The 13,632-nt window shown below is 60.3% G+C and carries 12 protein-coding genes; 6 read left to right on the forward strand and 6 right to left on the reverse strand.

The window, feature by feature from the left end; all coding sequences use genetic code 11:
- The first annotated feature begins 161 nt into the window (after positions 1–161).
- On the forward strand, positions 162–1,700 hold the full coding sequence (locus BX592_RS01850; protein ID WP_134189926.1) for an esterase-like activity of phytase family protein: 1,539 nt from the start codon (positions 162–164) through the stop codon (positions 1,698–1,700).
- A gap of 91 nt (positions 1,701–1,791) precedes the next feature.
- On the opposite strand, the gene BX592_RS01855 is transcribed toward BX592_RS01850, so the two are convergent.
- The 3 genes from BX592_RS01855 to BX592_RS01865 form a co-directional block, all read right to left on the reverse strand.
- Positions 1,792–2,271, reverse strand: a complete 480-nt coding sequence (locus BX592_RS01855; protein WP_134189927.1) for an OsmC family protein — start codon at positions 2,269–2,271, stop codon at positions 1,792–1,794.
- A 50-nt stretch (positions 2,272–2,321) separates the two neighbouring features.
- Positions 2,322–2,585, reverse strand: a complete 264-nt coding sequence (locus BX592_RS01860; protein WP_134189928.1) for a cupin domain-containing protein — start codon at positions 2,583–2,585, stop codon at positions 2,322–2,324.
- A 133-nt stretch (positions 2,586–2,718) separates the two neighbouring features.
- Complete coding sequence (locus BX592_RS01865; RefSeq protein ID WP_134189929.1) at positions 2,719–3,171, reverse strand: FAD-binding oxidoreductase; 453 nt, start codon at positions 3,169–3,171, stop codon at positions 2,719–2,721.
- A 233-nt stretch (positions 3,172–3,404) separates the two neighbouring features.
- Between BX592_RS01865 and BX592_RS01870 the strand changes: the two genes are divergently transcribed.
- Entirely contained in the window at positions 3,405–4,361 is a 957-nt protein-coding gene (locus BX592_RS01870; protein ID WP_134189930.1) for an isopenicillin N synthase family dioxygenase, read from the forward strand.
- A gap of 36 nt (positions 4,362–4,397) precedes the next feature.
- On the opposite strand, the gene BX592_RS01875 is transcribed toward BX592_RS01870, so the two are convergent.
- Positions 4,398–5,483, reverse strand: coding sequence for a TIGR03118 family protein (locus BX592_RS01875; protein ID WP_243849241.1), 1,086 nt, complete (start codon positions 5,481–5,483; stop codon positions 4,398–4,400).
- Between the two features lie 823 nt (positions 5,484–6,306).
- Positions 6,307–7,497 (reverse strand): major royal jelly family protein, encoded by a 1,191-nt coding sequence (locus BX592_RS01885; protein ID WP_243849242.1) that lies wholly within the window; start codon positions 7,495–7,497, stop codon positions 6,307–6,309.
- Between the two features lie 404 nt (positions 7,498–7,901).
- Between BX592_RS01885 and BX592_RS01890 the strand changes: the two genes are divergently transcribed.
- From BX592_RS01890 to BX592_RS01905, 4 genes are all read left to right on the forward strand, one after another.
- Complete coding sequence (locus tag BX592_RS01890; RefSeq protein WP_134189933.1) at positions 7,902–8,213, forward strand: hypothetical protein; 312 nt, start codon at positions 7,902–7,904, stop codon at positions 8,211–8,213.
- A gap of 269 nt (positions 8,214–8,482) precedes the next feature.
- Complete coding sequence (locus BX592_RS01895) at positions 8,483–9,367, forward strand: c-type cytochrome (RefSeq protein ID WP_166676293.1); 885 nt, start codon at positions 8,483–8,485, stop codon at positions 9,365–9,367.
- 316 nt (positions 9,368–9,683) lie between these two features.
- Entirely contained in the window at positions 9,684–10,925 is a 1,242-nt protein-coding gene (locus BX592_RS01900; protein WP_134189935.1) for an MFS transporter, read from the forward strand.
- Positions 10,918–12,573: a thiamine pyrophosphate-binding protein gene (locus tag BX592_RS01905; RefSeq protein ID WP_134189936.1), complete on the forward strand. Its 1,656-nt coding sequence runs from the start codon at positions 10,918–10,920 to the stop codon at positions 12,571–12,573. Before BX592_RS01900 ends, BX592_RS01905 begins: the two co-directional genes overlap by 8 nt.
- Positions 12,574–12,634: 61 nt before the next feature.
- On the opposite strand, the gene BX592_RS01910 is transcribed toward BX592_RS01905, so the two are convergent.
- A complete protein-coding gene (locus BX592_RS01910) occupies positions 12,635–13,606 on the reverse strand; it encodes a LysR family transcriptional regulator (protein WP_134189937.1) in 972 nt (323 codons plus the stop codon).
- Positions 13,607–13,632 lie beyond the last annotated feature (26 nt).

The following is a 13,632-nucleotide window of genomic DNA, read 5'->3' on the forward strand; positions in this document are numbered from 1 at the left end:
AAAACCCGCGCTACAAGCTTTTTTCGTGCCTGCAATGTCACCTTCGTGACACGAAAGTTACTGAGTATTTCCGGGGCAATCAATAAAGGTCTTCCGTTCGCACGGCGCCGTTTTTGCGGCGCCGCAACCTCGAGCAGATCCACCCCCAAAGGAGATACCGGATGTCGAAATCCAGACCGTTTGCGTTCACTCTCATCGCTTCACTGTTCGCAGCATCGACGGCCCACGCCGGCGTCGATCTCATTGCGAAAGGCCAGATCAGCGGGTTGATCGGCGACCTGTCGAGCGAAACCGCGGCGCCGCTCGAAAATGGCGCGGCCGGCAACCTGTTGGGCGGCATCGGTTCGGGCATGAGCTATGCCGGCTGCAATACGTTCGTCGCGGTCCCCGATCGCGGCCCGAATGCGATTTCGTATAACGCAGCGATCGACGACACAGCGTCGTACATCAATCGCTTCCAGACGCTGCGGCTGCAGCTCGCGGCGGCACCCGCCAACGCGGATCTGCCGTTCGTGCTGACGCCGACGCTGACCGACACGACGCTGTTGCATACGGATGACCACCTCGTGTACGGCAGCGGCGCAGCGGAAAACGTGCCGCCGGGCGCACCGAAGCTCAATCGCACACATCACACGAATTACTTCACCGGCCGCTCGGACAACTTCGATCCGGCGCACGTGTCGACGTTTCCGCTCGATGCGCGCTTCGATCCGGAGAGCATTCGCGTCGCGAACGATGGCGATAGCGTGTTTATTTCAGACGAGTACGGTCCATACATCTATCGCTTCGATCGCCGGACGGGCCAGCGTGTCGACGTGATCAAGGTGCCGAGCGCGTTTGCGGTGTCGACGCTTAGCCCGGTTGGCAGTACGGAGATCAGCCAGAACATGTCGGGCCGCGTCGCGAACAAGGGGATGGAAGGGCTCGCGATCTCGCCGGATGGCAAGACGCTGTTCGGTGCGATGCAAAGCCCGCTGCTGCAGGACGGCGGCACCAATGGTGGGTTCACGCGCATTCTGCGTATCGATTTGCGCACCGGCAAGGCGCAGCAGTTCGCGTATCCGCTCACGAATATCGGCACGGCGGCAAAGCCGAATTTCCCAACGATCAGCGATGTGGTTGCGGTCAACGACCATGTGCTGCTGATGGACGAACGCGATGGGCACGGTCTCGGCGACGGTTCGGCTGCGGCTTTCAAGAAGGTGTTTCGCATCGATCTGGACGATGCGGCGGATGTGAGCAACACGAGCGGCAATGACAACCTGAAGGCGCTCGCGCTGCAAAAGACGCTGTTTCTCGATGTAGTGACGGTGCTAAACCAGCACGGCATCAACGCGAACGATATTCCGGCGAAGCTCGAGAGCCTGACGTTCGGTCCGGATATTACCGTTAAGGGCGTGCGCAAGCATACGTTGCTGATCGCGAACGACAACGACTTCGTCGGCACGGTCACTGACAGCCTGCATCCGAACGGTGTTGCCAATCCGAACCAGTTCTTTGTGTTCGCGGTGGATAAGAGCGATCTGCCGGATTTTGTGCCGCAGCATTTCACTGGCCGCGACCGCTTCGAAGATGGGAACAGTCAAGGTCACGGTAAAGCCAATTCATGCAGCTTTGTGACCGGCGGTGATGATGACGATGATCAAGATCATGGTCATCATGACCATGGCCATAATGGTCCGCATCACTCGAACGACTGATCTGGCGGGTAGCCAGCCATTGGTTGTTCGTGCAACCGGGTGAAAAGGGCGGCAATGTGAGGTTGATTGCGCATTGCCGCCGCCCGCTTGTTCAACGCGAAGAAGAAAACTCGATTGTCGGTTCGCACAAAATCGCGAAGTTGACCGAGTTCGCCACATAGCATTTCTCATGTGCGGTGTGGTGCAGGCTCTCTGCGCGCTCGCGATCGTCGCCGGCGCGAATGGTTACGCGTGGGCGCAGCACGATCTGCGTAAAGTGTCCTTTTTCGCGGCTATCGAGCATCGTGCCTTGCGCTTCGTCGACATACGCGAGCACGGTGATGCCCGCTTCCGCGCACAGGTGCAGATACCATAGCTTGTGACATGCCGAGGTTGCCGCAACGAACAGGTCTTCGGGACTCCACCGCGCCGCATCGCCGAGAAATGCGGCATCCGATGAACCGGGGATGTCCGGTTTGCTGCCCGAGCGGATGATATGGTCGCGGCTGTAGTCGCGGTAGCCTGATGTGCCGGTTCCTTTGTTGCCGGTCCATTCCACTGTGATTTTGTATTTGTGTTCGCCGTATGCCATGCCGGGGTCTCCTTGAGATTGAATCGAACGTTATTCTAAAAGAATCCGCGTTATTTTCGCCCTACCAGGTAAGTGACGCCCTGTGGACCGTAGCGCTCTGCGTGCGTCATATTAGCAGGCAGATGAAGCACATCGCCGATCTGGTAAAGCCGCTCGTCACCGCCAGTACGGATCTGAATTTCGCCGGCGAGAATCAATGCTTTCGCTTCGAAAGGATGCGCATGGTCTTCGAGCGCGCCTGCGTCACGCCGTACGGTGACGAGTTCGGTGAATCCTTCTTGCGTGAGCGCTGCGACGAATGTTTCGCGTTCCATCAGGTGTCCTCCATCGGGCGAGTCTCGAGTCTGAGTCTGTCCGAAGCAGTATAGGTGGATGACGACAGCGCGTACAACGCGACGCTTGCGCCGCGCATTGCATAGCAACTGCAAAGAGAATGGGCAGACCCATCTAATACTTGCGTACAGTTTGCAAGCCCGCGTGGAACATGGGCTGGTGGGGCTTCACGTTTCCGATCGGCGTGTACACGTTGACGACATTCACCGCCTGAACAGTAACGGTACGCGACGGCGCATCAACGGTAACTTGCTTCATCGGCGACAGATCGATCACGATGCCATCGTCGCAAAGCGCGTGGCCTGCAACGTTGTGTCCGCCACCCATGATAGCAAGCGATAGATTGTTGATACGCGCGAATGTAACAACGCGCGTGACATCAGCCGTCGACGCACATCGAGCGATCAACCCCGGGCGTTTATCGATACTCGCGTTCCACAGCGTGCGCGCGAAATCGTAGCCCGCGTCCCCCGGAAGCAGCACTTCGCGCGCGAATGCGTTGATAAACCGCTTGAAGGTCCGCAGTTCAACGATCGAGCCGTCGGCGTGCTTGAGAATTCCAGGCATGAATGCTCCTTTGAATTGGCCAGGCCGCGACAGGTTGTCGTAGCGGTAAAGCGCCATACCGTTGGAAAGCGCGTGCAAGTAGTTATCCTTCTTGTAAGGCTTCGCCTGGCTGCGCAAGCGAAGCACGGTCGGGCATTCACGAACTTACAAAGCATCGGACGGATCCCTCATTCTTTCCTCACTTTCCGCGCATACGCTAAATCCAAGACAAGCGTCACTGGACGGAGGTCATCATGCAGGTACCTGTTATCGATATTTCAGCGCTCTACGAAGACGACCCCAACGGATGGGATCAGGTGATGGAGCAGCTATACGACGCGCACTCGACGGTAGGCTTTTCAATTCTGACCGGCCACGGCGTGCCGGCGCGGATGATGGACGATCTGTTCACGGCATCGGCGCGTTTCTACGCGCTGCCGCTCGAAAAGAAACTCGCATACCGCTACGGCGCGAATCTGCGCGGCTACTTGCCGCTTAACACGTCGACGTTGATCCGCTCGACATTGGGTTCCGCGCGCAAGCCAAACTACAGCGAGTCGTTTATCGTGCTGAACGAACTCGATGAGAGCTTGTGGAGACAGTGGTCCGGTTCCGCAATGGGTGGCTATCAGGTATGGCCGACGGAACCCAAGGAGTTCGAGATTGCAGTGCGACGCTACCGCGCGGCAATGACGCGGGTCGGCGAAGCGATTGTCCGCTGCTTCTCATGCATGGTCGGTTTGCCGCGTGACGGTCTGGACCGCTACTACGAAATGCCGAACCCGATTTTGCGCTTGCTGCACTATCCGGCGCTGGCTGCGCGTGACGCAAATCAATTCGGCTCCGCGCCGCACACCGACTACGGCTGCCTGACCTTTATCGCGCAAGACGACGTCGGCGGCCTGCAGATCAAGGCCGCTGACGGTAGCTGGTTCGACGTGCCCATCATCCCGCACGCACTTGTGCTGAACACCGGGCAAGTGATGGAAGCATGGAGCGGCGGCACACTGAAGGCGACGCCGCACCGCGTAATCAATCATCCAGAAAAATCACGCTATTCGGTCGGCTTCTTCTACGACTGCGGACTGAACACACGCGTGATGCCCGTCGCGTCGATGACCGAGCCGATGTGCGCTTGCAAGCCGCAGCCCAAGACATACGGCGAACATCTGGAGACCCTGCTGCGCGCCAACTACTCATTTGCAGATTGAGCGTCAGCGCGGCAGCATGGCCGCCGCGCGCGATGCTTAGTGGGTGGTGGTGACCGGATCGATCCGGCCGAACACGCCGGTCGTCTTGCTCGGTCCTGCGGCGAAGAAGATCGTGTTGCTCGGTTGGTTATCGACGTTATTGCCGAAGCTCATGCCCCACAGACCCGACTGCTGGAACGGCTGGCCATTGCCGAGCATCAGCTTGCCCATATCCTGGCCGGTGGTCGGGTTGAACACTTCGATAAAGCCCGAACCGAAGTTACCGACCAGCAGCATGCCCGATTGCGGCCCAAAGTTAGCCGGCGCGAGCACGATGCCCCACGGCGCATTCAGCACGCCACCGTTACTGACGATGCGGCGCACGAAGTTCCCACTCAGATCGAATTCGTCAAGCACGCCGAGGCCGTCGCCGACCACCTGAGCATTCTTCGCTGCATTCTGCTGCGCATAAGTAACGAACACGCTATTGCCGATGTGCTGGATACCGAACGGCGCGAAGCCTGCCGGCATATTGGGGTCGACGAACTGATTGGCAGCCGGTGCGATCTTGTTGAACTGCGCGTCGAACGTGTCGACCTTCGCGTTGTGGAAGTCCGTTGCGTACAACCGGTTCTCACCACCGATGGTCACCATCGTGATGCCTTTATAGTTCGCGCCGCCGTTGTTGACGGCATCGTCAAACGCTGTCACGGCTTCGGTCGGCAGCACCTTCGGCGACCACGCGGCAATCGTGCCTGCATCGGTGGCCCAGATAAAGACGGCGTTGCTGGTTGCGCCGTTCGAGGTGATCGAGAAGTCGGTCGTCGGGTTGAAGATGATGCCTGTCGGACCCGCGGGGCCGGCCGCGCCGTCCGGAATCGACACGACCAGCGACTGCACGTTGCCGTTGCCATCGAACAGCGACGATTTATGAGCATTGTTATCGGAGACCCACATCGTCGCGGTCGGGTTGAAGGTCACGCCCCAGCCGTTCTGCAGGTCCGGATCCGGTTTCGTGTTAGCGACGCTGCCATCCGAGTCGAGCAGCGTTTCGTTGAAGGTCGTCACTTGTGACGAGTTGTTGTCGTGGTGGTCATCGTTGCCGCCGCACGCAGCAAGACCAAGCGCTAACGATGCTGCCAAGGCGGCAGCGCGAAGGGTGTTTTTATTGATCACGAGATGCTCCTGTTCTGAAGTGTTTTGATTATTACGGCCATTTTTTGCAGCGCAATGGCTTGCATGTATGCCTAACCAACTGCGTCGGCACCGGGGGATGACACACATGCTGTGCATTCCTAGCAAATCTCTGCAAATGCTCAGCTTCTCGAAAACAGCATCAAGGGAGGCTTTATTCCGAGGAAACGAAATACGCGTCAGAACGTGAAGTTGTTGAACGGATGAAAGGATGACGCGCCAGTCAAAGATGGCGGCATGCCAATGGAAAGGTGAGCCGATTCGGGATGCGGCGATGTAGTGGCCGGTGACGCGAGCACGCGAAACGGCGTGACAAAAAGGTACTCACAACCCGACACCGATTCGCCACATGAATCGGCTAAGTTCAGCTGCAATTCGAGGGTTCTGCTTTGCGGGCGCGGGGAGCCGGCATTGGGTAGTCCGGACCCGCGACTGCATTTCACCGATTCGACATGAGCAAGCGATGCATACGAGGCAAACGGCTGGCGCGATGCATACGCAAAGCGGCGGTGCACGTGGTCCGACCACATTCACCAAAAAGATGCGCAGCGGGCTTTGAAGTGCCGACACTGACTGACGACAAACAAATCGATACGCGCCTTGCGGGCACGCGAACATGGTTTGCCCAGGCGGCCGCCATGCCGATGTCACCAGCGGCGCGGGCATCGGTATTTCAAGCATCAGCATGACGAGCAGACCGCGCGCTGCCCGCTGACTAAGATTCGACGAAAGAAACCGCAACCGCTACTGAAGAAGAATGAAGCATGCGTTTTTAAGGCTTCAGTTCCAGCGGCTGTGCGTTGATCTTGATGCGAAACAGCGTGTACGGCTTCTTGCGCAGATCGCGGCCATGATTGAACTGCGCCTGCCGGTTCAACTGATTCGCGGTGAAATACAAATAGCCGTCGGTGCCGATCGATAGCGTATCCGGCCACAGAATGCGCGGGTCATGCGCGATCGTCACCCATGTACCATCGGGCAGCATCTTACGGATGCTGTTGCGCTCGTAGTCACCGGCGTAGACCGCGCCGCTCGCATCGGAGGTGATGCCGTCCGATGCGCCTTTTTCGCCGAGGTCGCGCACGCTCGCTTCCACTTCGCCGTCTTCTGCGTTGCGGTCCCGCAGAAACCTGGTTGCGACCGAATACAGGTGACGGCTCGTCATCGGCGAAAAATAGAGAATGTCGCCGTCCGGGGAAAGCGCAAGTCCATCTGCCGCGACACGCACCGGTTGTGGCCTGCCGTCAGGGCCGTCTTCCATCATCTCGATGCCTTCCACGACGGGAACAAACGACGGGTCGCCCTGGGTCGACGGATGCGCTTCGAGTGTGCGCCACGCGTCGCCACTCGCGAGATCGACAACGATGATTCCGCCGGGGCCCGACGGCGATGAATCGGACAGGTATGCGAAGCCTTCTTTGCCGTAGCGGAAATCGAACTGCACGTCGTCGATATACGACATCGGCAGCAACACGTTCGGCTTGAAGATGATTGTCTTCACAACCTTGTTGGTGGTCATATCGACCGCGACGAGCTTTGCGCCGCCTTGTACCGGCGGCGTGTATTTCGGCGCGGCGGTATCGAGAATCCACAGCCGGTTGCGATAGTCCGCGACGATGTTCTGCACGCTCAGCAGGCTCGTGGCCGGATGCGTCGGGTCGGGCCGATTGATCTGCTCATTCGGATACGGCACGACGTGACCGCCGACAATCTCCCCGACGCTATAGGGCACATCGTCGCCCCAATGCGGATAGTTGACGAAGAGCCGCCCGTTCGGCGCCTTCGCGACGCCTGACGGCATCGCGCCGTAGAACTCGTGGACCGCCTCGATGTGCCCGATCGAACGTTCTTCCGGTAGCGACGCACCGTCGTCGCGCGACGCCTGACCGTATGCATGGCCGGGCAAAGCGGCGAATAGCACTGCTGCGATTGCAGCTGCGGTCGCATGCTGGTTGAGGTTCACCCTGCACTCCTTGACGCGGATTCGTCCGTATTCGCGTTTTTCACCACGGTCATACGCGGACGTTCAACACCGGATTGAAACAGTTCGCGCCCCGGCTGGATGTCGCAATTGCATGTCAGGACGGGCTTCTCAACGGCCGGTGAAACTGAACATCGCCGTGCGGCGACGCGGGCTAACCTCAACGGTCAGGTGTGTGTGCAGCGCCCCAACACTGCATTGCGGACTGTTGTTGAACACAAGACGGTTTGCGGTCGCTGTCACCTCGGTCGAACTCCTTCATGTCGCCGCTCACGCCCGCCGCGTAACGCACCCGTTCAAATTGGCCACCCCTCGCCCGTTTTTTGCAAATGCATGGCGGCGGGCGCGTTGCCTGCCAGTCAATTGCGTTGCAGTGGAGTCGGGAAATGTTGATCTATCAAGTCAGTCCGGTTTTGCGGCAGAAGGGCAAGACCTGTATTCAGCGTTTGCTTGGTTGGGGTGCGGCCGGTGCAGTCGTGCTCACGGTGGCGGGCACCGCGGCGCTTTGGCATGAAGTGCGCGCCGCGCGCATCGAGGCATCGTCCGCGTTGTCGCTGCGCGACCAGGTGTGGGGCGGCCGTGTCGACACCGGTGAGGCTCCGGTTGGTATCAACGCGGTGGTCGATGCGCTGACCGGCAGTGAGGACGCTATCGTCACAGCGGTTCGCTGCAACAACGGTGCGGATAGCCTACCGTGAGCGGCTGCTCGACAACGGCCGTGCGCGAAGCGTCGTGAAGCGCGCCGAACGGTTACGCGCTGCCTGTCACATCGGAATAAACATTGGCATCAAGCGTTTAAAAGAAACGCCTCGGCGAAAAGCGATCACGCTTGATGCCTGTCTGTCTGCGATGCGCGAGTCTTGTGCATCGGTTGCGGTCCGCGCTGTGGTGCACGCGCGTTGATCTCGCGAAGACGTGTTCTCGCTGCGCGACAAAACCCCCACTTTCAGTCGATGCGCCGAATGCCATGAAAAACATAGTGAAGATTGCAGCGCTTGCGCTGTGTTGCGTTGGGGCCAGCGTCGGCATGGGCACGCGGGCTTATGCCGATGCGCCGACGCTCGTTGTGAAGGCCGGTGACGGCGAACACAGCTTCACTGCCGCTGACTTGCTGGCAAGACCCGATAACAGGAACGTCACGTTGACCGGCACGGTGATCGGCGATATCTACCACCATAAGGTCGAATACCATGCGGTGCCGCTGCTGGCGTTACTCGGCAATCGTCCGGAGTCGCACTTCGATACCGTTGAACTGCAAGCGAGCGATGGCTTTGTCAGCGAGATCCCGCTGAAGCTGGTCGAACGTGGTGCAAAAGACGGCGCGGTTGCATGGTTGGCCGTCGAAGATCCTGCGCATCCTTGGCCTGCGTTGCCGAAAGAGACTGCATCGGCGGGCCCGTTCTATCTGGTCTGGCAATTCCCCGAGCGCTCCGGCGTGAGTCGCGAGCAATGGCCGTATAAGGTCACGCGCATCGCGCTGGTTGAAAGCCCAGATCATCGCTGGCCGCAACTGGCGGTGCCGGCGCAGTTTGCGGGCGATGCTCAGGTCAAGCGCGGCCACGATGTATTTGCCGTGCAATGCATCGCGTGTCACAAGATGAACGGTGGCGGTGTCGGCAACGTCGGCCCGGATCTCGGGCAACCGATGAACGTCACGCAGTACTTCAAGGATGCCGGCTTGCGTGCGTTGATTCGCGATCCGCACAAGGTACGGACGTGGCCAGAGCAGCGCATGATCGGGTTTCAATCGTCAGTGATATCGGACGCCGATATCGATGCGCTGCTGAAGTATCTGCACGCGATGGCAAGTGCAGGCGGGACAAACGCGACTTCTTCTTCGAGTGCGCAGTAAGCAGGTCAACCTGCGGTTGAGTTGATCTGGTCCAATCCGATCGACCATATCCGGCCATAGGCGAATTCGCCGTCTCTTTCTTTTCTCACGACTCATCTCCACGCGGCGGCCATCCACTCCGATGGCCCCGTCGCGCCCTTTTCCCGCTTATTGCACAGAATTCATAGCTGCTATGCGTACCGCGCCGTGAGCCGGAATGCTATTCGCGGTCATACTTTCGAGCACCTTAACGCACGCGCAGCGGCCAACTGCAAACGCGTAGCGTCGAGGGACCCACCACAACAATAAGCAAACCAGTTTGCAACGGAGATACTTGATGCAGCCGTGGTACAGCACTATGGCGCCCGCCCAGCGCCGCACTTTCTGGGCTTGCTTTCTCGGCTGGGTGCTCGACGCGATGGATGTCCAGCTGTTCGCATTCGTGATCCCGACGCTGCTTGGCGCGTGGGGCATGTCGAAAGCGCAGGCTGGAGTGATCGGCACTTCGGCGCTTGTCGCATCCGCGGTTGGTGGCGTGATCGCCGGGTTGCTGGCTGACCGCATTGGCCGCGTGCGCGTGTTGAAGATCGCGATTCTGTGGTTCTCGCTGTTCACTGGACTTTCCGCTTTCACGAACAGCTTTCATCAGCTGCTGTTTACGCGCAGCTTGCAAGGCATCGGTTTTGGCGGCGAGTGGGCGGCCGGCGCGATTCTGATCGGCGAAGTGGTCGACAAGCGCATTCGCGGCCGTGCGGTCGGTTCGGTGCAGAGCGGATGGCCAGTCGGCTACGCGCTCGCCGCGCTTGCGTACTGGGCGTTGTATACGCTGCTGCCCGAGCATCTGGCATGGCGCGCGCTGTTTCTGCTCGGCCTTGCGCCTGGCCTGCTGGTGCTATGGATGCGCCGGAACATCAAAGAATCCGACGCGTTCGACGCCGCCGCGCACTACCGCGAGAAGAGCAACACGATAAAGACGTTCGGGCTGATCTTCTCGCAAGGGATGTTCACGCGCACCATGCTTGCATCGCTGATGGCGGCCGGTGCACTCGGCGGCAACTATACGATCCTCACGTGGCTCGTCACGTACCTGCGTGAGACGCAAAGCCTGACCGTGAATCTGACGACGATGTACCTCGCGGTGAACATCTTCGGCTCGTTCTGCGGCTATATCGGCATGGCGTATCTGAGCGACGGCATCGGGCGGCGTGCGACGTTCGCTCTGTCCGCCGCGGGCGCGACGCTGACCGTGCTCGCGTACACGCGCCTGCATTTGCCGATGTCCGCGCTGCTCGTGCTCGGCTTTCCGCTCGGGCTGTTCCAGTCGGGCATCGTGTCCGGCATGGGTGCGTGTTTCACTGAGCTTTTTCCCACGCATATCCGCGCGACGGCCGGCGGCTTCTCGTACAACTTCGGCCGCGGTATCGGCTCGCTGGTGCCCGCTGCGGTCGGCATGACGAGTTTGACGCTCGGGCTCGCACCGTCGATTGGCACATGGGCGGCTGCATCGTATGTGGTCGTGTTTATCGTCGCGATCTTCCTTCCGGAAACCCGTAACAAGGAGCTTGAAGTTCATGTCTGACACAGCTGTCACGCGCAACGGCGGCAAGATTCTCGTCGACGCGCTCGTTCGCAACGGCGTGGACACCGTTTATTGCGTGCCCGGCGAGAGCTATCTGCCGGTACTCGATGCGCTGCATGACGCCCATCGCGTGCGTACGATCGTTACACGTCACGAGGGCGCCGCATCGAATATGGCCGACGCGTACGGCAAGCTGACCGGCCGTCCCGGCATCTGCTTCGTCACGCGCGGGCCGGGTGCGACGCATGCGAGCAACGGCGTGCATACCGCGCGCGAGGATTCGACGCCGATGATTCTGTTCGTCGGCCAGGTCGAGAGCGGGTTTATCGGGCGCGGCGGGTTCCAGGAAGTCGACTACCGGCAGATGTTCGGCGGGCTCGCGAAATGGGTCACCGAGATCGACAGCATCGAGCGGATTCCGGAAATCGTTTCGAAGGCGTTTAGCGTGGCGTTGTCCGGGCGTCCGGGGCCGGTGGTGGTGGCGTTGCCGGAGAATGTGCTGTTCGGGTCCGCGGCGGTTAACGATGCGCCGGCGGTGCGCGTCACGCAGGCCGCGCCGGCTGCCGACACGATGCAGGAATTGCGTGCGCTGCTCGCGGCTGCGCAGCGGCCGCTTGTCGTGGTCGGTGGTACAGGGTGGGATGCGGATTCGAGCGCGGCATTCAAGCGCTTTGTTGTCGCGAACAATTTGCCGGTGGCCGCGTCGTTCCGCCGTCAGGATCTGTTCGACAATCGCGATCCGCATTACGTCGGGCAGCTTGGGCTCGCGGTGTCGCCGAAGCTGGCGGAGCGCGCGCGCGAAGCGGATTTGCTGCTTGTGGTTGGATCGCGGCTCGCTGAAACGACTTCGTCCGGTTACACCGTCGTGCAAAGCCCGGTGCCCGTGCAGACGCTGATTCATATTCACCCGGACCCGCAGGAATTGGGGCGCACGTATCAGGCGCGTTTGCCGATCAATGCCGGTATGCGTGAATTTGCGCATGCGCTCGACAAACTCGATCCAATTATCGCGCCGTGGCGCGTATGGACCGAAGCGGCGCGTGCCGACTATGTCGCGCATTCGACGTCGCTGCCGAGCGCGGACATTGATGGCGTCGATCTCGCTCAAGTGGTCGCGCATCTGAACGACGTGCTGCCCGACGATGCGGTGATCGCGAACGGCGCGGGCAATTACACGGTGTGGGTGCATCGCTTCTATCGCTATAGGCAACCCGCCACCGAGCTCGCGCCGACCAACGGCGCGATGGGCTATGGGTTCCCGGCGGCGATCGCGGCGAAGCTACGCGACCCGTCGCGGGCTGTGGTCGCGTTCGCCGGCGATGGCTGCTTCATGATGTACCCGCAGGAACTCGCGACGGCCGTGCAGTTCGGCGCGCCGTTGATTGTGATCGTCGTGAACAACAGCATGCTCGGCACAATCCGGATGCATCAGGAGCGTGAGTATCCGGGGCGCGTGTCGGCCACCGATCTCGCTAACCCGGATTTCGTTGCGTTTGCAAAGGCTTTTGGCGCTCATGCGGAGCGTGTCGAACGGACGGCGGATTTTCCGGCTGCGTTTGAACGTGCGCAGCGGGCAGGGGTGGCCGCGTTGATCGAACTGCGTGTGGACCCGCGGCAGATTACGCCGACCAATCGGTTGAACGGCTGAGGTTACGTCCAAGGCTCAATCGAGGCGGCTTGGTTTAGCCGCCTCCTTGTGGCCTTGGCCGTTAGCTTGTATGCAATCCCTCGCGCGCATTCTGATCGCCGGTCGTCGCGTGCAACGTTGTGCCCGGCCATGCGCCACGTCCGACCAACTGTTCGGCCTGCACGCGAATCAGATGCGCGACGTCCCACAGTCCATCCGGCATCACACGGTTCCGCGGCCACGCGAGCGCGACATCGCGCTTGATAACCGGGTTCCGCAGCGGATAACACTTGAGCCGCTTCGCCGCGACCTCTTCGATCACCGATGCGGATGGCAACACCGTGCATCCGCAATTCGCAAGCACGAGGCGCTTCGTAATCGAAATCGAACCGTCGCATTCGAGCGCGATGTCCGGCGTAAAACCGTGCTTCGCCGCAATCGATTCGACCAGCACGCGCAAGCCGTGATGCGTGCTCGGCAGAATCAGTGGGACCGTGGCGAGCGTACGCACATCGATCGGGCCTTCGGGTTGCGGGAAATCAGGCGGCGTGACAAGGCAGACCTGCTCCGATAGCAGAGGGTCGAACTGCATCGCGCCCGGATACTCGGGCACATACATGATCGCGAGATCCACTTCGCCGTCCGCAAGCCAGCCGAGAATATGGCTCGCTAAACCTTCAACAAAGCGCACACGGGTGTGCGGATAATGCGCCTTCAGCGTATGGCCAAGACTGCCGAACATGATTCGCGCGATAGTAGGCTGTGCAGCGATGCAAAAGCGCGAGGGGCCCAAGCCGACCGTGTTGCGCATCGCATTGCGCGCTTCGAGTAGCGTGCGCTCCAGTGTGGTCGCGTAGCCGAGCAGTTGTTCGCCGTGTTCGGTCAGCCATACACCGCGGCCACTGCGTCTGAACAGGCGCACGCCAAGCTCCGCTTCGAGCATGCCGATGCGGCGGCTGATTGTCGACTGGTTGGCGCCCATCTCCATCGCCGCGCGTGAAATGCTGCCCGCCTTGGCGACGTGCGCGAAGAGTTCAAGATCGTCTGAGTTCATCGTCGGCTTTCGTTGCGAACCTGAAA

Source organism: Paraburkholderia rhizosphaerae, from assembly GCF_004366595.1.
GTDB lineage: Bacteria > Pseudomonadota > Gammaproteobacteria > Burkholderiales > Burkholderiaceae > Paraburkholderia > Paraburkholderia rhizosphaerae.